Source organism: Bacteroidia bacterium, assembly GCA_023228875.1.
GTDB lineage: Bacteria > Bacteroidota > Bacteroidia > NS11-12g > UBA955 > JALOAG01.
This window is the reverse complement of sequence record JALOAG010000005.1, coordinates 134,242-159,290: the sequence shown is the minus strand read 5'-3', so window position 1 is coordinate 159,290 and position 25,049 is coordinate 134,242. Positions and strand designations below refer to the sequence as shown.

Annotated in this window: 18 protein-coding genes and 1 tRNA gene; 9 read left to right on the top strand and 10 right to left on the bottom strand. The window is 36.7% G+C overall.

The annotated features are described in order from the left end of the window. The first annotated feature begins 52 nt into the window (after nt 1-52). Nucleotides 53-1,957 (top strand): molecular chaperone DnaK, encoded by a 1,905-nt coding sequence (gene dnaK, locus M0R38_07275; GenBank protein ID MCK9481542.1) that lies wholly within the window; start codon nt 53-55, stop codon nt 1,955-1,957. A gap of 169 nt (nt 1,958-2,126) precedes the next feature. On the opposite strand, the gene M0R38_07270 is transcribed toward dnaK, so the two are convergent. Continuing rightward, nucleotides 2,127-4,739, bottom strand: coding sequence for a hypothetical protein (locus M0R38_07270; GenBank protein ID MCK9481541.1), 2,613 nt, complete (start codon nt 4,737-4,739; stop codon nt 2,127-2,129). 88 nt (nt 4,740-4,827) lie between these two features. Here M0R38_07270 and M0R38_07265 point away from each other — a divergent pair, with 88 nt between their 5' ends. The 7 genes from M0R38_07265 to M0R38_07235 all read left to right on the top strand — a co-directional run bounded on the left by M0R38_07265 (nt 4,828) and on the right by M0R38_07235 (nt 10,689). Then, nucleotides 4,828-5,625, top strand: a complete 798-nt coding sequence (locus tag M0R38_07265) for an N-acetylmuramoyl-L-alanine amidase (GenBank protein ID MCK9481540.1) — start codon at nt 4,828-4,830, stop codon at nt 5,623-5,625. Nucleotides 5,626-5,679: 54 nt separating this feature from the next. Beyond that, nucleotides 5,680-6,648 carry an MlaD family protein gene (locus M0R38_07260; protein MCK9481539.1) on the top strand — a complete coding sequence of 323 codons (969 nt, stop codon included), beginning with the start codon at nt 5,680-5,682 and terminating at the stop codon, nt 6,646-6,648. A gap of 82 nt (nt 6,649-6,730) precedes the next feature. Next, on the top strand, nt 6,731-7,585 hold the full coding sequence (locus M0R38_07255) for a flavin reductase family protein (protein ID MCK9481538.1): 855 nt from the start codon (nt 6,731-6,733) through the stop codon (nt 7,583-7,585). 38 nt (nt 7,586-7,623) lie between these two features. Further along, entirely contained in the window at nt 7,624-8,727 is a 1,104-nt protein-coding gene (locus tag M0R38_07250) for an anhydro-N-acetylmuramic acid kinase (protein ID MCK9481537.1), read from the top strand. Nucleotides 8,728-8,759: 32 nt separating this feature from the next. Continuing rightward, nucleotides 8,760-9,302 (top strand): hypothetical protein, encoded by a 543-nt coding sequence (locus tag M0R38_07245; GenBank protein MCK9481536.1) that lies wholly within the window; start codon nt 8,760-8,762, stop codon nt 9,300-9,302. Then, nucleotides 9,299-10,588 (top strand): hypothetical protein, encoded by a 1,290-nt coding sequence (locus tag M0R38_07240; GenBank protein ID MCK9481535.1) that lies wholly within the window; start codon nt 9,299-9,301, stop codon nt 10,586-10,588. The genes M0R38_07245 and M0R38_07240 overlap by 4 nt, the downstream gene beginning before the upstream one ends. 27 nt (nt 10,589-10,615) lie before the next feature. Next, nucleotides 10,616-10,689, top strand: a tRNA-Pro gene (locus tag M0R38_07235). A gap of 656 nt (nt 10,690-11,345) precedes the next feature. Here the strand turns inward: M0R38_07235 and M0R38_07230 are convergent. The 9 genes from M0R38_07230 to rmuC form a co-directional block, all read right to left on the bottom strand. Further along, nucleotides 11,346-12,758: an MBL fold metallo-hydrolase gene (locus M0R38_07230; protein ID MCK9481534.1), complete on the bottom strand. Its 1,413-nt coding sequence runs from the start codon at nt 12,756-12,758 to the stop codon at nt 11,346-11,348. 67 nt (nt 12,759-12,825) lie between these two features. Continuing rightward, complete coding sequence (locus tag M0R38_07225; protein ID MCK9481533.1) at nt 12,826-14,016, bottom strand: S-adenosylmethionine:tRNA ribosyltransferase-isomerase; 1,191 nt, start codon at nt 14,014-14,016, stop codon at nt 12,826-12,828. Nucleotides 14,017-14,085: 69 nt separating this feature from the next. After that, the gene (locus tag M0R38_07220; GenBank protein ID MCK9481532.1) at nt 14,086-14,724 is read right to left on the bottom strand and encodes a histidine phosphatase family protein; all 639 of its coding nucleotides are present in this window, start codon (nt 14,722-14,724) and stop codon (nt 14,086-14,088) included. A 90-nt stretch (nt 14,725-14,814) separates the two neighbouring features. Next, a complete protein-coding gene (locus M0R38_07215; GenBank protein MCK9481531.1) occupies nt 14,815-15,537 on the bottom strand; it encodes a 3'-5' exonuclease in 723 nt (240 codons plus the stop codon). Between the two features lie 106 nt (nt 15,538-15,643). Further along, complete coding sequence (locus M0R38_07210) at nt 15,644-16,525, bottom strand: DUF3108 domain-containing protein (protein ID MCK9481530.1); 882 nt, start codon at nt 16,523-16,525, stop codon at nt 15,644-15,646. Nucleotides 16,526-16,652: 127 nt separating this feature from the next. Further along, nucleotides 16,653-19,244 (bottom strand): ATP-dependent chaperone ClpB, encoded by a 2,592-nt coding sequence (gene clpB / locus M0R38_07205; protein MCK9481529.1) that lies wholly within the window; start codon nt 19,242-19,244, stop codon nt 16,653-16,655. A gap of 131 nt (nt 19,245-19,375) precedes the next feature. Then, entirely contained in the window at nt 19,376-20,245 is an 870-nt protein-coding gene (locus M0R38_07200; GenBank protein ID MCK9481528.1) for a glycosyltransferase family 2 protein, read from the bottom strand. A 3-nt stretch (nt 20,246-20,248) separates the two neighbouring features. Then, nucleotides 20,249-21,295 carry an asparaginase gene (locus M0R38_07195; protein MCK9481527.1) on the bottom strand — a complete coding sequence of 349 codons (1,047 nt, stop codon included), beginning with the start codon at nt 21,293-21,295 and terminating at the stop codon, nt 20,249-20,251. 192 nt (nt 21,296-21,487) lie between these two features. After that, nucleotides 21,488-22,825, bottom strand: a complete 1,338-nt coding sequence (gene rmuC / locus M0R38_07190; GenBank protein MCK9481526.1) for a DNA recombination protein RmuC — start codon at nt 22,823-22,825, stop codon at nt 21,488-21,490. Between the two features lie 378 nt (nt 22,826-23,203). Here rmuC and yidC point away from each other — a divergent pair, with 378 nt between their 5' ends. Then, the gene (gene yidC, locus M0R38_07185) at nt 23,204-25,042 is read left to right on the top strand and encodes a membrane protein insertase YidC (protein ID MCK9481525.1); all 1,839 of its coding nucleotides are present in this window, start codon (nt 23,204-23,206) and stop codon (nt 25,040-25,042) included. The last annotated feature ends 7 nt before the right edge of the window (nt 25,043-25,049 follow it).

Sequence of the window (25,049 nt, the reverse complement as noted above, 5' to 3'; positions counted from 1 at the left end):
TTCTGACTTGATGGCATAATGGTTGAGAAACAGATGAAAAATCAAATAGCAAATGAGCAAAATAATTGGAATTGACTTAGGAACTACAAACTCTTGTGTTTCTGTTATGGAAGGAAACGAGCCCGTTGTAATCCCCAATTCAGAAGGTAAAAGAACCACACCTTCTGTGATTGGATTTTTGAAAGACGGTGAGAGAAAAGTGGGTGACCCTGCCAAACGTCAGGCTATCACAAACCCACAAAACACCATTTTTTCCATTAAAAGATTTATGGGTAATACCTATGATCAAGTAGGTAAAGAGATTGCAAGGGTGCCTTACAAAGTTGTAAAAGGTGAAAACAACACTCCTCGTATTGAAATTGGAGACAGAAAATATTCTGCTCAAGAAATTTCAGCAATCATTCTTCAAAAAATGAAGAAGACCGCAGAGGATTACCTTGGAACTACTGTTTCAGAAGCTGTTATCACCGTACCTGCATATTTTAACGATGCTCAAAGACAAGCTACGAAAGAAGCAGGAGAAATTGCAGGATTAAAAGTTCGCAGGATTATTAACGAGCCTACTGCTGCCGCTCTTTCTTACGGATTAGATAAAAGACATAAAGACATGAAGATTGCAGTGTTTGACTGCGGAGGAGGTACACATGACGTGTCTATTCTTGAGCTTGGCGATGGAGTGTTTGAAGTAAAGTCAACTGACGGAGATACCCACTTAGGAGGAGATGATTTTGACCACAGAATTATTGATTGGTTAGTTGAAGAATTTAAAAAAGACAATCCTGGCATTGACATCTCTAAAGACCCAACAGCTATGCAACGTCTTAAAGAAGCCGCTGAGAAAGCCAAGATTGAGTTATCATCCTCTGCTGCTACTGAGATAAATCTTCCATATATCACCGCCATTGACGGAGTTGCAAAACACCTTGTAACAAATCTAACAAGAGCTAAATTTGAGCAATTAGTGGATGATTTGATTCAAAGAACAATCGAACCTTGTAAATCAGCACTCAAAAATGCAGGTTACACAACCGCTGATATTGACGAAGTGATTTTGGTAGGAGGTTCTACTCGTATCCCTGCAATTCAACAAGCAGTAGAGAAATTCTTTGGCAAAGCACCATCAAAAGGTGTGAATCCTGATGAGGTGGTAGCTATCGGTGCTGCAATTCAAGGTGGAGTGCTAGCCGGTGATGTGAAAGATGTATTGCTTCTTGACGTAACCCCTCTTTCACTTGGAATTGAAACAATGGGAGGCATTTTCACCAAATTAATTGATGCCAACACTACTATTCCAACTAAGAAAAGTGAAGTATTCTCTACCGCAGCAGATAATCAGCCACAAGTAGAAATCCATGTATTGCAAGGTGAACGCTCTATGGCACGTGATAACAAGAGCATTGGCAGATTTACTTTAGATGGAATACCACCATCTCCAAGAGGTGTGCCTCAAATCGAAGTTACATTTGATATTGATGCAAACGGAATTCTAAACGTTCACGCACGCGACAAAGGAACCAACAAAGAACAACACATTCGCATTGAAGGGTCATCAGGTTTGAGCAAAGAGGAAATCGAGCGTATGAAAAAAGAAGCTGAAGCAAATGCAGAAGCAGACAAAAAAGCGAAAGAAGAAATTGATAAACTCAATGTTGCAGACACGCTTATCTTTACTTCTGAAAAGAATCTTAAAGAGTATGGAGACAAGATTCCGGCCGAAAAGAAAGGTACTATTGAATCTGCACTTGCTGAATTGAAAAAAGCACATTCGGAAAAGAATCTAACAGCTCTTGACTCTGCATCAGAGGCGCTGAACAAAGCTTGGGAAGCCGCTTCACAAGACATGTACAATGCTCAACAGAACAATGCAAGCCCTAACACTGAAAATCCACAAGCCAACACCGACAACAAAGGTGGTGCAGACAATGTACAAGATGTGGACTTTGAAGAAGTGAAGTAAACGGTTTAGTATTGTCTTTATGTGCAAGATAAAATCGAATTACAAAGGAACCATTCCAAAACAGAAGAAAGCAAATGCTTTCTTCTGTTTTTTTTATATACCCTGATAAAAATGTTGGTCAAAAATTACATGCGCAAGATTTACAATATAAGGTTAATCAAAACAAACCCTATTTATCAAACCAGAAACCGCGCTTGTTCAGTTTTAAATCTTGCAACAGACTTGATTTTGCACGTAAAGTAAAGAAAAAGCTTTTTCTCTCTCCCAGTGGTATCCAATTAAAATTAAACTGCCAACAATGTAAGTCGCGAATAAAATCAATTGAAGTATAAGCAATTTCTTTACGAGTTACATCATATCCGGAAGTTACTGATATCTTCCAATTTTCAGTCAGACTTACATCTCCGGAAAAGTTAAAAATATTTGAGATGTTTTTTGTATTGCCATAATTCTCTTGATACCTCAACGAATAATTGACATTCAGATTCCAAGGTACGTTAAAATCCACATAATTATAGGGATACATTGCAATATTGCGCCATTCTTGATCTGTCAACATGGCTCCATTGGGAGGAGTATATACAGGTTGTCCATTTTTAAATGCCTCCGGATTGAGTGAAAATGAGGCAACAAGGCTTGCATTATTCCAATGTCCCGGATTCCCGTTTTTTAATATTTGTAATTTATCTATCCTACGGTTGTTTTCTCTTGCATACAAATCCAAATCTCCATTGAGTTGAATAGAAAGTTTTTTAAACAATGTGGTTCTGGCATTAAAACGCAAATTGCTAAACCTAAAGCTGTCCGCTAAAAAATTATAATTTCCATTGATGTCAAATGATTCAATGAGTTTGACATAGCTGAAATCAGAAGAAGTATCCGTTTTGATAATCCTCTTCATTTCAAGATTGTTTATAATAGATAATCCTATCATACCTCTCCTGCCCTGTCCCGGTCCTCCTTTTACACCATTTTCAAAAATGGAATATCTGTTCATATGTCCCAATGAATCAACTTGCACATCGCGGTAATAATTAAACCTAGCATTAGAGAAATCAGGGCTGTAATTAAAATTCAACGAAGGGGTTATGACATGTCGAATTGCCTCAATTTTAGGATTTCTTTTAAACTTAAAAGTACCAAATACACGTGTATTAATACTTGCATTAGCCGAAAAACTTGAAGCTCTTGCAAATCCATCTACATCACGCATTTCCACCTTATTGGTAGTTGAATTATAGTCTTTTCTGATAGTCTTAAAATACCAATATTCCTCATAATTAAATGAAGGGTTTAATGTAAAATAATTTTTCAAAAATTTCACAGAAGTACTGATAGGAATAGAGTGGCTGATTCCATTGCGGAAATCATTTAAGACAGTAGAGCTTGTGAGCAAGGAATCGTATGTGTTTAATCGGTTAGCAAAATTTGTATTATAACTAAGTCCAATGGTTTCGTACCAGCGTGGTTTTCCAATTGCATTTTTACGTTTAAAAGGTGTCAGACGTGCAACATCAAAGTTAATGTTTGGCAAATCAATATTAAAATCTCTTGTCTGAGTGTTCTGACTGTGATTAAGCCCTATTCTTAAATTGTACTTACCGGACTTCATCATTTTAGAATAAGAAACAGAAGACCGATATTGACTGGCTACAATTTGATTGGCATCAAAAGAGTTGTTTAAATTATATTGATTGCTCACAATATCGACATCTGCGCTAAAACCTGTTCCAGGTTTGGCTTTTGCATCTTGATTATGTACCCATCTTATTTTATAATCAGGAGAAACCCTATAATCTTGCAATCCTTTTTCACCAAAGATATTATAAGCATAGCCTAAGTTCAATGAACCATTGTATTTATAGCGTTTTGCATAACGAGTGTGAGAATGTACCCCCCAGCTTCCTCTAAAATAAAAATCTCCTGTTAGTGCCTGGTCTAAATAATCACTTAAATGAAAATAATAACCTCCGTTTGAAAGATAATAACCACGCGACTGGCTCAAACCGTATTGAGGAATCAATATTCCGGAAGTCTGTCCTTTTTTGGTAGGAAAAAGTCCAAATGGCAGGTATGTGGGCAAAGGGACATCCTCTACAACTAAATTAGCCGGACCAAAAACAATCTTATTATTAGGAATTATCTTGAGTTTTCTTGCATTCAGATAGAAATGCGGATGGTCTAAGTCGCAAGTTGTATATTTACCTAAATCAGTAAAAATCACACCTGAACTATCTCTAAACACACGGTTACACAAAACGTATCCTTCGCCTTCCTGCATACGTACACCCTGCATTCTCCCACGCTTTGTTGCAAAATTATAATGCATTGTGTCTGCCCCTACTTCTCTTTCATCATCTTTAAAAGCAGGCAGGTCAACATAATTACCCTGACTATCCAACCTACCCCTTGCTTTGAGTTCTTTAATTTCAAAATTTATTTCAATATAAGCCGCAGCAAGTGCCATTTCGCCATAATTAACTTTCGCTTCGCCATATAAATAAACCCGTTTATTCCTCAAATCCAATATTACTGAATCTTTGGCTTGATAAGCCACTTTTGTTTCAAGGGCATCTTTAGAGACTCTCATCTCACCTTGTTTACGGGTGCTGTCTATAATGATAGACGAATTTTGTTGCACCCCAATCACAGTAGAATCCTTTAAATTTCTATTCCATGTTGAGACATTTTGGCTAAAAGACCCAAAACCGGATAACATAAACACTGCTGTTATCCACAGGTACAGATGTATAGAAAATGGCTTAAAGTTTAGGTGGTTCAAAACTGAGGCACTAAAATTGCGTTTCAAAATTGAAGGCGCAAAGCTAAGACAAAAATTCAGGCTTAAACCACCAATCAAGGAAGTAATAATGAAAAAAACACTGAGTTGGATTTTGTTGGCAAGTGCAGTTATACATGCTGCATTTCTTGACGTTAGCTACAACAAACAAGATAAAAAATTCACCGTAATCATTGACCCCGGACACGGAGGAAAAGACCCGGGAGGACAGAGTGCAGGATTCAATGAGAAAGATGTAGTGCTTGCTGTCGGCAAGAAATTAGGTAAATTGATTAGCGACAGTTTGAATAATGTAAACATAGTCTTCACTCGCGAGAAAGATGTTTTTATTGAACTATCTGAACGATCTAAAATTGCTAACAAAGCAAATGGTGATTTATTTATTTCCATTCACAGCAATGCCAATGACAATAGTGCAGCAGAAGGCACAGAGACTTTTGTAATGGGAACCCACAAGAACGAAGGATGGCTTGCTGTTGCAAAACGCGAAAACGCCTCTATACTTTTAGAAGCTGACTACCAACACAATGAGAGCTATGGAGGATTTGACCCCAACTCTCCTGTCGGACATATCATTTTCTCACTTTATCAAAATGCATTTATTACCAAAAGTCTTGAAATTGCAGAGGATGTTGAAAATGAATTTCAAAACCACACTTCTCTCAAAAGCAGAGGGGTTAAACAAGCCGGTTTTCTTGTTCTATGGAAAACATCTATGCCCAGCGTATTGGTTGAGATTGGTTTTTTAACTAATCCAAAAGATAGAGCTTCAATGACTTCTGAACATGGACAAGAAAAAATCGCACTTGCTATCTTTCAAGCATTCAAAAAATATTACGCAAACAACCAAGCTAAAAGTAGCAAATAAAAAATTTAAACCACTACTTTTGCAAGCCTTTTCAAAAAGCAAAAAAACAGAAAATTGAAAGTATCAAACGAAAGTAAAATTGGAGCACTGACCGCAGTTGCAATCACCTTCCTGATATTGGGATATAACTATATGGCTAATGAGGGGGATTTTTTCAAACCTAAAACTTATTACGTTGCAGTATATGACCAAACACCCGGATTAAGAAAAGGGCAGAGCGTACTTCTCAATGGATATAAAGTGGGATATATCAACTCCTTGACTCGCGATACTAAAAAAAATAAGATTGTTACAATCCTCAAAATTGTTGAGCCTCTTGACATTCCCATTAATTCAACCGCTGAAATCGTTTCAGATGGTTTGTTAGGCGGAAAATCAATTAAACTGATTTTAAATGATCATTACAACACTTACTTAGAATCCGGTGATACCCTTCTATCCAGTACTGAAGTGTCACTGTTGGATGAGTTTACTCAATCAGTGGATCCTATAGCAAAAAAGATTGAAAGAATAGTTGACTACTTAGATTCTGTGGTAGTCAAAACAGGTCAATTACAGGCAGCCATTACTAAAACAACAGATGTGATGACCGCAATTGAAAATTTAGCTAATAAAAGTTCGAACATGATTACTGCCAATCATGAAAATATCACCAAGACTCTTGACAACATTAAGTTATTGACTGCTGAGTTAGCTGCAAAACGCAATGAACTTGCTCAAACTTTACAGAATTTGGGTGAATTCACCTCTACACTTGCTAAATCTGATATTCTGGCTAGATTAGATGCGACCTTGGCAAACGTAGAATCCATCACCAAAAAGATTGACAACGGAGAGGGTTCAGCAGGTAAATTAGTGAATGATACTCAATTGTATGACAAACTAACTGCGACCTTAGCAGACTTAAACAAGTTGTTAATTGACATCAACAAATACCCCGAAAAATACGTCCCGATGCCTTGGGGTAAAAAACAAAGAAAAGACGCAAAGAAAAAGAGTAGCCAAGAAAGTTACAATCAATAGCGATTACGCTATAACCGAATTCTTTTCTCATTTAACCTTTTGTTATAGAAATCTTGATTCTATAAATATCTTTGCACACTCTATGTTTACTATCAATACCAAAGAACAACCAATTCCTTTAGTTCACAAATATTTACTGGGAGCTGTCGGTCCTCGTCCAATATGCTTTGCTAGTACAATAGACAAAGATGGGAATAGAAATTTAGCACCGTTCAGTTTCTTTAATGTTTTTAGTGCAAATCCACCCATAGCAGTTTTTTCTCCTGCACGCAGTGGCAGAACTGCTGAAACTAAACATACACACGACAATGTAAAAGAAGTTCCTGAAGTGGTCATTAATGTTGTAACATACGACATGCTACATCAAATTACGCTGGCTGGATGTCCTTATCCTAAAGGCACAGATGAATTTGCAAAAGCCGGATTTACCCCCATTCCTTCTGAACTTATTAAACCCTATAGAGTCAAAGAAAGCCCTGTTCAAATGGAATGTGAAGTCTTGGAAGTAAAAGAACTGGGTACCGGTGGCGCAGCAGGCAATCTGATTATTTGTGAAGTAAAATTGATTCACATTCACGAAGATGTTTTGGATGCCAATAAAATGATTGACCAAAGCAAAATAGATTTAATTGCCAGAATGGGTGGTAATTGGTATTGCAGAGCACATGGGGAAGCAATTTTTGAACTTGAACGTCATATTGTTACCTGCGGTATAGGGATTGACGCTTTGCCTGCAAAAATTAGGAACAGCAATAGGCTTACAGGAAATCACCTTGGTCAATTAGGCAACTTAGAGTTTATGCCCTCTGTTGAAGATATCAAGTTAGCTGCTGAGACATACAAACACTGCAAGGATATTGAAGCTACTGCTATAGAATTGCTTCATCAAGGTAAAACATTGGACGCTATGGCGCTTTTGATGACAAATGAAAATTAGTTTTTAGTAAAAGAATAGTATTAATAAATTGTAAAGAGATGAAAATATTTAAAATTATCGGTTTGATGAGCGGAAGCTCAATGGATGGTACAGATATCGCTTATTGTGAATTTTCGAATAACAACAACAAATGGCACTTTGAAATAAAGCACGCAGAAACTATTCCTTATGAAGAAAAATGGCGTATCAGACTGTCACAACTGAGAAGACAAAATGCACTTACCTATGTAAAAACAGATGTATTTTACGGTCATTACCTTGGTGAATTAGTAAAACAGTTTATACATAATTACAGCTTATCCGATGTTGATTTCGTTGCATCACATGGACATACTGCTTTTCATCTTCCGGAAATTAAAATTACTGCACAAATAGGCGATGGAGCCAGTCTATCCGCCATTTGCGGACTTCCAGTTGTTAACGATTTCAGAAGAGCAGATTTAGCCAAAGGAGGCGAAGGCGCTCCTTTAGTTACCATTGGCGACCAATTATTGTTTGGTGAATATGACTTCTGTCTTAACTTAGGTGGATTTGCCAATATTTCCGGCAATGATACTACAGGCAATAGAGCGTCTTTTGATATATGTCCTTGCAATATTCCTTTGAATAGAATTGCTCGAGACAAAGGAAAATCATTTGATGAAGATGGTGCCATTGCAGAAAAAGGGAATATTAATTACGAACTATTGGGTTCGCTCAATGCTATTGAATATTACAAACAGCATTATCCCAAAAGCTTAAACAGGGATTGGATTAACCAAGAATTCTGGGGTATTATTCGCGATTTTGCAGATTTAAGTTCAGAAAGCAAAATGAAAACAATGGTTGATCATATTGCAGTACAAATTGCATCAGCCATCAATTTACTCGCAAATAATAACGGAAATGGAAAAAGAGTCTTGATAACAGGAGGCGGAGCTCTTAACAAGGTATTGGTTGAACACATTCGTACTCACACAGAGGCAGAAATAATATTGCCGGATGCAAATTTGATTCATTATAAAGAAGCTCTTGTTTTTGCATTTTTGGGATTACTCAGAGTTCAAAATCAAGTCAATATATTAAAATCAGGTACTGGAGCAACTGCTGACAGTATAGGAGGTGGATTGCATGGAGATTTTTCGCGATTGATTGGTGAATAGTTTCACTATCTTTGTTGAACAATTCAACTTCTATGAAAAAAATCTTACTCATACTGTTTCTCATACCTGCATTACTGGCTCAGAACGGTTGTAAAAAAAGAGATAAGAAACTCTTTACCATTCCCATTAATATGAGTTTCAACACTCCTTATGCAACTATAGAAATTACAGATATTGACTCTCAAATTGCTCTTGAAACCTATAGATTTCCAACTGGAATTGATGCTTATTTGATTCCCAAAAACTCTGCTAAAGAATTAATAGAAGATGTGTTTCTTGATAAAATGGATATGACAATCGTAATGAATGATTCAACTACCTTTGATATATTAAAAAAAATTGATGTCTATTTAAAAGCAGATGGACTAAAGGAGACTTTGGGTGCCTATATGCACGATGTTCCTCAGCAACAATTAAGCACAATTTCTCTTACCCCAAGCGGTAATAATCTTAAAGAATATTTAAAGAAAGACGAAATTTATCTGGTAATCAAAATGGTATTACGTGCACCTTTACCCAAAGGCACTTTGATGACCATCAAAACAAAATACAAAGGCACGGCAGGGGTTTTATGAGTGTTCTTGAAAGACGATTAAACAAATTTATAACCAAACAACCCGAAGTTGTTTTAGAATGGAAAGACCCTTTATCTGAGGCAGTAGGATACATAGTAATTCATACAATTAAAAATGGCGCTGCTAAAGCCAAGGTGATTATTAGAAAAGGAATTACACAATCTGAGCTCATCGAAATCGCTAAATATATAGAAGTGCGAAACACCATCAGTGGACCTCCTGTGGGAGGTGCAGCTATTGGGTTAGACTTTGACCGAAATGATACACGATATCAATCCATATTTGACCGATTCTTTAAAGTGCTTGCACCCATTGTCAAAAGTTATTGTGGGTTAGATGCCGGTGAAAACATTTCATCTGATGAGATTGAAGCACAGTCAAACAAAATGGGATTACTGCATCCTTGGGAAGGAATAGTAGCCGGTTACCTTTCTTATAGCCCTGACAATAAATTCAGAAGCACCATTCGCGTTATGCAAGGGTTTCAACCTTATTCGGAGGAAGAAAAATTAGCTGCAATCAGCAGACTCCAACAAAGACATTCGATTCCGCTTAAGGATGAAAGATTTTTCCCCACTCCATTGCAGCAACTGACAGTAGATGAAATATTAATTGGTTGGGGTATTGCAGAATCAATAAGGCACTATTACATGATTTATGGCGGATTTATTCATAACAAATTTGTATTAATACAGGGCTGGAACTCCGTGAGTGCAACTACCGCTTTCTTCCTTTGCAAATATGGAGCATTGATTGCCGGCATTATTGACGAAAAAGGAGGAATAATAAGTGAAAAAGGTTTAGGAATTGAAGACATCATCAACCTCTTTGTACACAATGAAAAGAAAGAATTGAATGCACTCCCACGGCTTGATTTAACCCAAGGTCATCAACAGTTTTGGGATATTCCTGCTGAGATTTTCGTTGCACACTCTCCCACCCTTACTATTTCACAAGAACAAGCAGAACTACTTGTAAAGTCAGGGATTGAGGTGATGGCTCTTGCATCTGAACATCCATTTGCAGACACTAAACCCTATATGGGTGAAATCGCAACATATTTAGACAGTAAAACTTCTTTAATACATCCAATCATTGCTGCATCAGGCAAAGATAGACTCAGTGCATACTTATTAAAAAAGGAAGGGCAATTAGTGGATATAGAAACAATTAAAGATTGTTCCGAGATTATCCGACAAAGCATCATGCGTTTGCACCAGTTTAACCCTAAACGCACAGGAATATTTGCAAAAGCACTTGAATTGTCCTTGACAGATTTGGTATAATCTCTATATTTGCAAACCCAAAAAGTTCGGGATGTGGCTCAGCCCGGTAGAGCACTCGCATGGGGTGTGAGGGGTCGCTGGTTCGAATCCAGTCATCCCGACTGAACAATAAAAAGCTGTCTTTACAGACAGCTTTTTTTATTTCTGTTTCATCCTGAAACTGCAAGACAATCCATAGTACCTAGCAAATTATGAGTGAAGCTTTGACAAGGGTTATTTTGAAACGTTTTCAGTTGCTTTTTTTCGTAACTTAACCTCTACATTTGGGTTTAGCTATGTTATGTCGTTGATAAACTCACTTTTCAACTTTGGCGAGATCATAATAGAGTCTTATTTTCCAAATGAAATTTCAAGTCTGTCAATTGAAGTTGCCGTAGCACATAGAGGATTACGAGTTTCTACAATTCTTTTTATTGTATATATCTATGGTCTTGTTGAATAAAAAGCCACACTTGACTATTAATCTGTTTCCGTTTATTGTATAATATGTTGTCATAAAAATATGGACAACAAATGCAACGATAGGTAAAAGAATTATAGCCCCAAGCCAACTCTGTTTTCTAAGACAACTAAGAAAAATACTGTTCCAAATATTATGAGAAGTGAGATGACTAACTCAAGTCCTATTTTTGATTTATATGTTTTCGTCATTGTTTTCTGCACTTTTTGCATCACAGTTTACTAGTCTTTTGCTTACTAACGTCAGTCCGTCTAATAACTCCCTGAGTTTTTATCACCACTGTTCTATGTATTCTTTTTAGTTCAATTCAAAGACTTTACCTCGTTCAGCCATCTCAGGATGATGCGAGGGAGAAATAGCTTCCTTGAGTGCTTTGGCTGAAGCAGGGTCGGAATGAACAATAACAACTTTACGCGTATTCGAACCTTGAGTTTTATGAATAAAATCTAACAATCCTTTGTGGTCTGGATGTGCAGAAAAGCCATCTGTTTGCTTAATCGTTGCTAATACCGGTCGTTCTTTTTGATTAATAACAACGTGGCTTAACCCTTGCAGAAGCAAATGACCAAATGTTCCCTCAGCACAGTATCCTGCAATCAAGATAGAGGAATGTGGATTTGAGATATTTGTTCTGACATGTTGTTGAATTCTTCCCCCCTCTACCATACCCGCTGCCGAAATAATTACACATGGTTCAGGGTCAAGGCTGATAGATTCACTGTGTTCAGGCGATAGCAATGTATAAAGCAAGTCAAATGCAAAGATGTCGCCATAATTCTTGTGAAAATCCTTAGCTTCATTATTCAACAAATCAATATAGGTTTCATACATTCTGGTAGTTTTGATTGCCAATGGGCTATCAGTAAAAATTTTAATATTGGGCAACCTGCCTGCTACATAGAGTTGATGTAATGTAAAGATAATTGCTTGTGTCCTGCCTACACTAAAAGCAGGAATAATCAACTTTCCACGTTTATTGACACAAGTCTCAACAACTTCATCCAGCAACAAATCCATCGCATTTTTCCCGTCTGCATGCAAGCGCCCTCCATAAGTAGCCTCTGTAACCAGAAAATCAGGTTGAGGCAAAGGAGTGGGATCTATCATTAGTTTTGAGTTATAGTTGCCCAAATCGCCTGTAAATCCAATCGTCTTTTCTTCATTCCCCTCAATTACTTTGACCATTACTGATGCTGCACCTAAAATATGACCTGCATTGTAAAACGTAATTTCAATATCATCTAAAACCCGCTTGCTAACCTGATAGTCTATGGTAACAACTTGCCCCAGCATTTGTTTGATATGTTTATAATTATAAAGCAGCCCTTCCTCAATATTTTTTTTCTTATGCTTTTTAGATTTCTTTTTGACAAAAGTTTTATCAAGCGCAGCCATCTGAATATTGACAGAATCTTCAAGTAAATACAAGCTCAATTCCTTAGTTGGTGCAGTACAATATATATTCCCTTCAAATCCTTGATTCACTAGGTTGGGTAGGTTTCCACTATGATCAATATGAGCATGGGTGAGTATAACCGCATCTATACTTTTTGGGCTAAATGGAAAGCGTCTGTTATGCTCTGTAATATCTTTATTTTTCTTTTCATAATACAGTCCGCAATCAACCAAAATCCTCCTTCCTGAATCTGTTTCTAGAAGATGCATACTACCTGTAACAGTCCCCGCAGCACCCCAACATGTAAGTTTCATTGCCGCAAATATATGTTCTAAAGGTGTTTAATGAATGGGGTTCATTTATCTGACAGGAAAAGTATGTTTACCAAATTAACAAACTGCTGTCACCATAACTCAAGAAACGGTATTGGTTGGACATCGCTTCGGTATAAACTTTTTTCCAATCTTTTCCAATCAACGAAGCCACAAGCATGATGAGCGTTGATGAAGGTTGATGAAAGTTTGTTATTAATCCCTTGCAAAGTTGTGGTTTATACCCGGGAACAATCATTAAACGTGTAGAAGCGCGAATTCTTTGATGAGGGTGCTTTTCTATATAAGAAAGTAATGCTGCTTTGACATCCCGGGAATGAATATTTTTATCGAAGAACTGATAAGGATAAAATTTATCCAGACTAAAAGTATCTATCCCGTCTTTTAATAATGCAACTCCCATCCAGTATAAACTTTCAACCATTCTTAATGAAGTTGTACCAACAGGAATCAAACACTCCGCTCCAAATAAATACTGCACATCTTCTTTATCAAAATAAAATACTTCGTTGTGCATAGGATGCTCAAGCACATTGCTGACTGTAACAGGTAAAAATGTTCCCGCAGAAACATGCAACGTCATTTTATGTGTTATTACTCCATTAACAGCTAACGATTTCAATATTTTATCGGTAAAATGCAATCCCGCTGTAGGTGCAGCAACAGCTCCTTCTTCCTCAGCAAAAACGGTTTGGTAAGTTTGATAATCTGAAGTCTCTGCATCACGGTGCAAATATGGAGGTAGCGGTAGTTTACCTATTGTTTCCAATAATTCAGAAAAAGTAACATCACTCGTCCATCTAAGACTTACAATATTATCTTCTCTATTTACCCACTCCGCATATAAATCAAACTGATTCATTCCAATATGTAAGGTTTGCTCATCTTTCCAACGTTTTTTATTACCGATCAATGCTCTGAATCTTACTATACCCTTGCCCGCAAAGGCGGTACTGTATTCCATTTCATAAGGCTCTAATAAAAACACTTCTATACGGGTACCTGTTTCTTTAAAAAACTCTATACGTGCCGGCACAACTCTGGATTTGTTAAACAACAAAGAGGAACTTGATGGAAGTAAGAAAGGAAGTGTAGAAAAGGTATGATGTGCAATGGCACCTCGTTGATAAAACAACAATTTGGATTCATCTCTTTCACTCAAAGGGAATTTGGCAATTCGCTCATCCGGTAGGTTATATTCAAATTCAGTCAGTGAAATCGGTTGCAGTATCGGATTCATTTTAAAATCACTGCAAAACTAAAATAAATGTATGGGTTTGATAAATAAAAAGCGACCGAAACAAGATTATTAATAATAGCTTGTAATCAATGCTTCAGCTAAATGGTCTGTATTGTTTTTCAATACAATTTCAAAACGCCTTTCCTCTACTTGCTCTAAGACGTATAAGCCAAGGTTGGTATGCGGAAACAAATGCATGTTTTGCTGCGGCTCTCCGGTTAATAGACACATAAAACTCCTCAATGCCCTTCCATGGGAAGAAATGAGGATTCTTTGCGATTCCGACTGCAAAATGTCATCTAAACTTTGCTGTTGCCTGGCTAATAACTGTATTGGTGTTTCGCCATTTTCTACTGCTGTATTGAGGTTTCCTAAACGCCATTGTTTCATTATTTCATCAAACATTTTACGTTGGAATGGCGTACTCTCCTGCCCTTCCAAAATACCCCAATTTATCTCATTTAGTCCAAGATGAATTTTGTGTTGCAGTCCATTTGCAATAAAAGGAGCAACACTTTGAATGGCTCGTTTTAGACCTGATGTATAAACAATGTCAAAACCTTCATCCTTATAATAATCGAAAAAACTCTCGGCTTGTAACAATCCCATAGTGTTCAAGTCGGAGTCGATTCCACTGCCTTGAACAATGTTCCGTTTATTAAAATCCGTTTGTCCGTGTCTAACTATATAAATGGTTTTGGCACTCACTTACTTCCTCAATTTCTAAAACACAATACAGCAAACAACGCAACATCCCCCAATGATAATGAATTAATAATGAAATCAATTAGATTGGAATTACAGTATGACATTCTCATCGGAGACAGGCTTCATCATTTTGAGTTTCATCAAAACCCTTGCTGTTGTAACAATGTCTTTTTTACAGTAGGCAACAATTCGCTCTAAATCATTTTCCTCCCAATATACACTGCCAACCATGCTGCCATCAATATCATCTTTAGGCGAAGGAATATCCAACAAAGCTGCTAAGAGATTTAAAGACGTGTACGCCTTATAATCTCCAAACTTCCAAAGATCCATTGTGTCAATATGCTGCACCTCCCACGGTTTTAATCCGCTCATATCTAGCATTGAAGGCAATTTAATTCTATTCACTAGCATCCTTCTGCACAAATATGGAATATCAAACTCACGTCCATTGTGTGTACAGAAACGGTACATACCATTAGAAAAATGTTTATTTAACATATCAGCAAAATCTTGCAGCAACACAGATTCATCATGTCCTGAAAAATCTTTTACTTTAAAAAACCACTCTCCTTCTTTCAAAGTAAACATACCGCAACAAATGGAAATTACTTTTCCAAACTCACTGTAAATAGCTGCTCTGGAATACAGTGACTCAGGAGTATCTTCTTCGTTAGATTTAATGTTGGAAGCCTTTTTATTCCAAAGTAATTTCCATTTATCTGATAAATCTTCGTAAGACTTCTGTCCCGAAACCGTTTCAATGTCCATCACCAACACTGATTTTAAATCTAAATCTTCGAGTATTCTCATAAGAAGCTGTTTATTGAGCAAATGTATGCAATTACAGGTCTTACATTAAAAGAAAGTCCACTATAAATTTAAGCTCAACAGGATAAACGGGAACATATAACCGACTTTACTTTTTGAGTTTGGCATCAAAGTTATTTCTCAAACCTGAATATGAAGTTAAATCAACTTTGAGTGAACCCACTTGAATATCTGACTGCACCCTAATAGGAATTTTATTTTCATCAGCAGAAATCCAAACAGTCATATCATCTTCGCCTTTAAAGACTCTATCGACTACGAGTCTTGGTTTTAGTTTGTAGCATTTTACCTTACCAATATCAGACTTAATAGTTTCAACTCCCAAATATTTGAAATTCAGATTATAAATTTCATTGTCAAGATACACGTCAATTGGGAAAGACTCTCCAACTTTTGCATTTTTAAATTCAATATTTCGGGCATAATATAGTGCGGAAGCAATATCCTGAGTATAGCTTGGAATATCTAAATTCCCCTTTTTACCATTTAATTTCCCGCTAACATGTCTGTAATACACTAAATCTTGGTCGGTATAGTTGTTTTCAAGTACAGACTTGCTGTATTTCAAAGGTGCAAGCGCATCCTCATCTATCCAAGAATCAAATCTATCTCTTACTTTAAAAGCCCAGTCAAATGCTTTAATTGTACTACCCTGCACTACCACATGAAAGGCTTTGCGCCCTTTTAATTCCTCCGGTCTTGAAAAAAGTTGATTATCTGCAACAACTTCCATTTGAATATTTGCAGCATTAATAATTCCATAGTGAACTCTGAAATTTAACTTCTCACCTTCTTGAAAAGCGGTATTCGGAAGTTTACGGTAAACATAATTACTATTATCCTCAGTTACACCCTCTGATTTAGGTTCTTGAAAGATTGAAGTAATCATTGCTACATTGCCAAACCACATAAAGGAACCTGCAAGTAATAAACCTGCTACGAGCATAGAATTTTTGTTTTTCTTGTTCATGTTAACCTCCATCATACTCATTTGATTTTCAAGTTTTGTGCCAAGAAATTAAACAAAAGATAAATCTTATCCCCCTAAACACATTTGGCACTATCAAACGACAGTGCCAAATATACTCCATAATCAATTAATTTCTATAGATTAATTGATTATCAAAAGAATCTAAAATGACTTTTTTCTCTTTGACAACATCACCACCCAAGATTTTCTTAGACAATTCATTTAATACCTTTTTCTGAATTACTCTTTTGAGCGGTCGTGCGCCATATTGCGGGTCGTAACCTAATTGGCTCAACCAATCTACAGCTTCTTCGGTTGCTTCAAACACAATTCCGTTGTCTGCAAGACGTTTTTGCAGCACATCCAACTGAATTTTCACAATGGCTTCTATTTGATTTCTGCTTAATGGTTCAAACATTACTATTTCATCAATCCTGTTATAGAACTCCGGTCTTATTGTTTTTTTCAATAACTCAAAAACTTCCGCTTTTGTTTTTGCGATCACTTCATCATGATTACCGCTATTCAAATCCTCAAAATTTTCTTGAATAATGTGAGAACCAATATTAGAAGTCATGATAATAATGGTATTTCTAAAATCTGCTCTTCTTCCTTTATTATCTGTCAAACGACCGTCATCCAACACTTGCAGCAAAATATTAAACACATCAGGATGCGCTTTTTCAATCTCATCAAGTAAAATCACAGAATAAGGTTTTCTACGTACTGCTTCTGTCAACTGCCCGCCCTCATCATAACCGACATAACCGGGAGGAGCACCAATCAATCTGCTTACAGTATGCTTCTCTTGGTATTCGCTCATATCAATCCGCACCATAGCATCCTCTGTATCAAACAAGTATTCAGCAAGTGCTTTTGCAAGTTCAGTTTTACCCACCCCTGTGGTTCCCAGAAAAATAAATGAGCCTATCGGTCTTTTTGGATCTTGGAGTCCGGCTCTACTCCTACGTACAGCATCTGCAACTGACTCAATAGCTTCGTCTTGTCCAACCACTCGCTTGTGCAATTCGACTTCCAAGTGCAACAGTTTTTCTCGCTCGCTTTGCATCATTTTTTGTACAGGAATTCCTGTCCATTTTGAAACAACCTCAGCGATTTCCTCAGAAGTAACCTCTTCTTTTACCATTGAAGAATTTTGTTGAATCTCTGCAAGTGTACTTTGTTGCTTCTCAAGTTCTTTTTGAGTTTCTAACATGCGGCCATAACGAATCTCCGCAACCTTGCCATAATCTCCGTTACGTTCAGCTTGTTCTGCCTCTAATTTTAAGTCTTCTATTTTCTTTTTTAATGACTGAATAGAATCTACAACCAACTTCTCTTTTTGCCACTCTGCTGTTAACGCATTTTGTTTTTCGGTGATGTCAGCTAACTCCTTGTTCAACTCTTCAAGTTTTTGTACATCATTTTCGCGTTTAAGAGCTTCACGTTCTATTTCCAACTGCATTTTCTTTCTATTCAGTTCATCCAATTCAACCGGGACAGAGTCTATTTCCATTCTGATTTTAGATGCTGCTTCATCAAGCAAATCAATTGCTTTATCCGGCAGATAACGGTCTGAAATATAGCGATGTGAGAGTTCAACTGCGCTCACAATTGCTTCATCTTTGATACGCACCTTGTGGTGAACTTCATAACGCTCCTTTAAACCTCTAAGAATAGAGACAGCGTCTTCCGGTGTAGGTTCATCGACATAAACTTTCTGAAAACGTCTTTCTAATGCTTTGTCTTGTTCGATAAACTTTTGATATTCATTGAGTGTGGTTGCCCCAATCGCTCTCAACTCTCCTCTTGCCAAAGCGGGTTTCAAGATATTAGCAGCATCCATTGCTCCCTCACTTTTTCCTGCACCAACCAATGTGTGAATTTCATCAATGAACAAGACGATTTCTCCGGCTGCTGATATTACCTCATTAACAACAGATTTTAATCTTTCTTCAAATTCACCTTTATACTTTGCACCTGCTATAAGCGCACCCATATCAAGCGAATAAATCACTTTGGATTTTAGATTTTCGGGCACATCGCCTTTGATAATTCTATGTGCAAGTCCTTCAGCAATAGCCGTCTTGCCGACACCCGGTTCTCCTATAAGTATAGGGTTGTTTTTTGTTCTTCTTGATAAAATCTGTAATACACGTCTGATTTCATCATCTCTTCCAATAACAGGATCTAACTTCCCTTTAGCGGCTTGCGAATTCAGGTTAATGGCATAATTCCCCAGTGCATTGTATTGTTCTTCTGCTGATTGAGATGTTACTTTTGATCCTTTACGTAACTCCGCAATTGCCTTTTCTGCAATAGCTTTAGTCAATCCTGCATCTTTTAACATATCAGAAATATTGCTTTTAACCTCAATCAATGCAAGCAATATGTGCTCGGTTGAAGTATATTCATCTCCCATTTTATTTGAAATCCTGCCTGCTTCCATCAAAACCTTATTCGCATCAGGAGACAAATACAAGTTGCTATCTGCATTACCGGTTGCTAATGAATTTAGAATTGAATCTGCTGTTTGCTCGATTCGGCTGGAGTTTGCACCTGATTTCTGAAAGACAAAATCTAAGATTTCTTTTGCTTCTTGAAAAAGTCCTGTGAGAAGATGCACAGGCTCAATGACTGTATTACGTTTGTTAAACGCCATTTGTTGAGCAGCTTGAACACTTTGTTGCGCTTTTATTGTGAATTTTTCAAAGTTCATATTTGGTTATTTTTTGACTGTTCCAACAAAAGAAAAACCAAACCTATTTTGCAGACAGAATGACTTTAAACACTGCTAAGTTTGAACTATTAACAAGAAAAAATAGACAAAACGTCTGCAAATATTACACTTTAAACCAGTGTGTAATTTCTAAATTCACCCACTCTCCATCCAGTAAGTGCCTCAACCTTCATTAACAATTTGTTTTTAAAGGAAAGTGCTTTCACAGCAGGATCTCTATCAAAAACCCAATTTTGCTTTATAATTCTTTCTTTGTAAACGTGTGGGTGTGTTCCGGTATAACGTTTAATAGAGTCAATGTTTCCATAATCAAACTCAGCAGCAACAGCTACTTTTTCTGTAATAAACTTATCATCATGCCAGAGCCTCCGCGCTTGAATTTGTTTAGCCATTTGCTCTTTAGGATGTTTCACCCAACCATAGTGGAATATCTGCGCTTGAATACGTTTTGAAGGTAACTTTTGTCCATTAATTCTAAAACCTTGCGCATCCATATAGGATTTTATTTGAGGGTTGTTTCTAATAATCCGAACTTCTCTTCTATACCACTTTCGAGAATCTGCAATGAAATCATAAGAGCCATAAAAATGGAGATAATCAAAAACCAACCCTTGCACAGATTGGTTATTCAGCCATTGTTTCATTCCTTTTCTGATATTTTCATAATCATCTTCGTGCACACATTCATCTGCTTGAATATAAAAACACCAATCTGCAAAAGGAGAAATGTGTTTCAATGCTTTATTTGTTTCAACCGCCAACACTCGTCCTCCCTCTCTCAATGAATCATCCCACACTGTTTCTACAATTTTAATCTTATCAGATTGGATTGACCGAATCAATCCCAACGTATCATCTTCTGATTTACCAACGGCTACAATCATTTCATCTACCAAAGGCAGAATGGACAACACAGCCTCACAAACAGGATAACCTCCGTTAACTGCATTTCTTATGATTGTAAAACCGCTTACAAACATCTCTTACACGCTTTGTGGTTTTTTAATTGAAAAACTCACTTCAGGGTTTGCTCTAACCTCGCCAACGACAAACCCTCCAAAGTTTTTAGTTTCATATTGAACAAATCTTTTCAACTTATCTGCTTGCTCTTGTGAAATCAGCCCGGAATCTGATAGCAATGCTTGCGCAATAACATATTGAATTCCCATTTTTCCATCATCCACTTTGATACAGCAACCGAGTCCCTCTCTAAAGATTGACATACAATACACTCCATCTGCTCCTGTTTTGCCTACAACCTTATCGCCTGCAACTTCCATCAATTCTGTGCAATAGCGTTTTGAACCTGCAATCATATAAGGATAGGATGTTACTGCTTTGACTAATAACTCACAAGCTTTTTGTTCTTCGATTGAAAAACCATCAGGATGAATCAAGTTTTTATATGCAACTGCCTGCTTATAGACAGAATATGCAATGATTGGTGCTGAACATCCATCAATCCCTATAGCAGTAGTTAACAAAGGAGTTTCATAAAACCTCGAGCAAGTTTCAGCAATGATTTTTTGAATGGGGTGCTCAGGTGAAATATAATGCTTGTGATCAACGCCCAAGAGCTTACAAAAAAGAAGAAATCCTGTATGTTTTCCCGAGCAATTATTATGAATTTTACCCGGTTTAACTCCACTTTTTATTAGCGATTCCTGATCTTTAAATAATTCGGGCATTTGAGGTCCACACTCTAAATCATCTTCTGTGAATCCCCCTTTTGATAATATATTTCGAACAGTCTCGATATGTTTGTTTTCGCCATTGTGAGAACTACAAATCACAGCGACTTCCTCCAATGTTAACCCAAAATGTTCTGCACCTCCGCGTGCAAAGAAAGGGATATGTTGAAAAAACTTCATTGATGAACGCGGATAACATACTTGTTCAATATCTCCAAGGCTATAAACAACCTCTTTATTTCTATTTACAACACAAACAACTCCTCTATGAAAACTTTCTACAATTTGCCCTCGTATTGACTGAACTAGAATTGGATTCGCGTCCTTGATATTACTCATAAGTTTGAAATTAATGCTAATTCTATAGTTACTTAATGAGCGGCAAAGTTAGGAGTTGGAATAGATTATTTTATATTATTTAGGTTCAGTGGAGTACCTTCTCCTTGCACAAACTAACCACCTTTTCATTTACCCCCCGTCACCCTGAGTGAGTTTTGGCTTTGACAAAATCGTATCGAAGGAGGACTTGTACTACTCCTCGCTCAACTCTTCATCATTTTCAAGTGCTTCATTAAGCAATCCTTGGTCTAATGCCTTAGAAGCCTTAGCACCTAAGTTTTTAAGTTTTTGAACTTTGGACACAAGATTCCCCGATCCAGATGATAATTTATTATAAGAAGCATTATAAGTCTTTTGTACAGTCTCAATTTGGTTGCCAAGCTTTTTCAAATCTTCAACAAAACCATTAAACTTATCATATAAACTTCCTGCTTCCGTTGCGATTCTGGCTGCATTTACATTTTGTTTTTCTAATCTCCACAAACTTGCTACTGTCTTGAGAGTAGCCAATAAGGTACTTGGGCTGACAATAACAATCTTCCTTTCCCATGCGTAATTAAACAAATCAGCATCCGCCTCAATAGCCGCAGCAAATGAAGATTCTATAGGCATAAACAATAACACAAAATCGGGAGAATTAAGACCATCAGCTCTAAAGTAATTTTTGTCAGACAATGCTCTTACATGGTTTTTGACTGAAATGATATGCTCATCAATGGATTTCTGTTGCGAATTGACATCTTCTGCATTTACAAATCTTTCGTATGCAACCAATGAAACCTTTGAATCTATTATTAGATGTTTGTTTTCAGGCAATTTCACAATAAAGTCGGGCTGAATTCGGTGTGCTTCATCATCTTGGGTGGAATACTGCTTTTCGTATTCCTTTCCTTCTCTAAGTCCACTGCTTTCTAAAATGTTTTCCAGCATTAACTCTCCCCAATTACCTTGCTTTTTTCTATCACCCTTTAATGCTCTGGTCAAGTTTTGGGCTTCTGTATTCAGTTTGGTATTCAACTCCACTAATGACTTTACTTCATCTTTCAGTGAGTGCCGCTCTTTTGCTTCTGTTGTATATGTTTTCTCGACTTTCTCTTCAAACTTTGCAATCTGTTCTTTAAGTGGATTAAGAATAATATCAAGATTAGTGCGATTGGTTTCAGTGAATTTCTGCGTTTTTTCTTCAAGAATTTTGTTGGCAAGGTTTTCAAATCTCTCTTTTAACAACTTTTCATTTTGCTCAAATACTTGTTGATGTTCGGTCAATCGCTGTTCTGCGTTTTTGAGACTTTCCTCCAACTGCGCAACACGACCTGTCATGGTCAAGATTTCAGCTTTATCTTTATCTACTTGGGTCTGCAACAGCAATCGTTGATTTTCTTTCTCTTGCAACAATTTTTCTAATCCTGCTTTTACACTTTGTAATTGGACAATCTCATCTGCATTGGCTGTCTGTTTTTTGCTTCTAAGCAACCATCCAACAAGTGCTCCTAATACCAAACCAATTATTAAATAAACCAACATTTCCATAGCCTACAAAAGTAATCTTAAAAATGATGACACATTTGCCACCTAATCAGATTTTAAGAAAGATAAAATAAGTTTACTACCACAAGTCACTGCTGAATTCATTTTTTCATCCATATATTGAAGTACATTTACACGACTCTTTTCACAAACACATTGACTTTATCACACTTTTGGTAGATTCTATCAAATAACACTGTAAGAATGGATTGCATAAAACATTAAAAGAGTTTACACTCCCATCTTAACATTTCTTTATATATTGATTATCAGTATATTAAAAGTATAACACAACACACTGAATCTTGAAATTCATATAAGGCATGTGAGACAGAATTTTCATGATTATTACATTACCTTTGCGCCCTCTAAAAAAGACAGATGGACAGAAATTCGATTATTGGTTTATTACTCATTTTAGGAATATTAATAGGTTATTCCTATCTGAATCAACCCAGTGCAGAACAGATAGCAGAACGCAAGCACATTAGCGACTCAATAGCAGCCGTACAATTGCAGAAAGAACAAGAGGCAAAAGCATTAATGGCTACAAAAGACACCATTGTTACTGAGAGTTTGCCTGATTCACAAGTGCTGCAAGCAAAATTCGGAGAAATTGCAACCAAATTTTTTGGAACTGAAAAAGAAATCACATTAAAAAATGCTGATATGGAGGTTACACTCTCGAACAAAGGAGCGCGTGTAAACAAAGTTTTTTTAACCGAATTTCTGAGAGCAGATACATCACAAGACCAGTCGCTTATTTTATTTAACAAAGACCATTCTCAAGATTATTTTGTTTTCAATACTAAGAATGAAGCTTTCTATACAAACAAAGTGTTTTGGGATGTTGTAAAGCAGGAAAAAAACAGCATTATTTTCAGACTCAATTTTGACCACGATTCTTATATAGAGTCCACATACAAGCTAGATAAAGAAGGTTATGGATTAAACCAAGAGTTTGCAATGGTCAACATGGAGCAATTTATTCAACCCAACTCCTTATTGACTTATTACAGAGAGATAGAAGTTCCGAAACAAGAATTAAAAGCAGAAACTGAAAGGTTAAAATCTACCATTTATTATAGGTATATAGATGAAAAACCTGATTACATCAGCGAGACCAAATACAAAACTGAAAACCTAAAAGCTCCTGTTCAATGGGTATCTTTTAAACAGCAATTCTTTAACACAACAGTTATCCTAAAAGAAGGGTTTCTTAAAGATGGAGAAATTACGGTGGATTCAGCAAGAGACCAGCTTGATAACGTAAAATTATACAAAGCACAACTTGATTTGCCGTTTGAAAACAGAAGAAATGAAGTTTTTAATTTAAGGTATTTCTATGGACCCAACCACTATAAGACTTTAAAGAAGGAGAATATTGAATTAGAAGATATCATCCCCTTGGGCTGGACTCTCTTTCGTTGGGTAAATCAGTTCCTTGTTATACCAACCTTTGATTTCCTAAGTAAATACATTGGCAATTTTGGTATAATCATACTGTTACTCACAATTTTTATCAAATTACTTTTACTACCTCTTGTTTACAAATCTTATCTGTCCACAGCTAAGATGAAATTACTCAAGCCGGAATTGGATGAGATTAAAGAAAAAAACAAGGGTGATATGGCAAAGACCCAAATGGACACAATGAGCCTTTACAAGAAAGCCGGTGTTAGTCCATTAGGAGGATGCTTGCCAATGCTATTGCAATTCCCAATTCTGATTGCAATGTTCAGTTTCTTCCCATCATCTTTTGAACTACGACAGGAGTCCTTCCTTTGGGCAACAGACCTTTCACGATATGATTCTATATTTGACTTTCCGGGCGGCTTTTCACTTCCTTTTTATGGAGACCACGTCAGTCTGTTTACTTTATTAATGACCGCTTCTACCATAATTTACACAAGGCTGAATAACCAACTCACCGCAGCCGGTGCGCAAATGAAAATTATTTCATACCTTATGCCAATCATGTTCTTGGGATTCTTTAACAACTATCCTGCTGCATTGAGTTATTATTATTTCTTAGCCAACATGATTACATTTGGACAACAAGCGTTGTTTAAGCGTTTTGTTGATGAAGACAAACTGCACAAGCAAATTGCTGCTAACAAAAAGAAAAAGGTTTCTGTTAAAAAGAGTTCATTCCAGAAAAGATTGGAGGATTATGCTAAAAAGAAAGGCATTGATCCTTACACCGGCAAAAGAAAATAGCACCAAT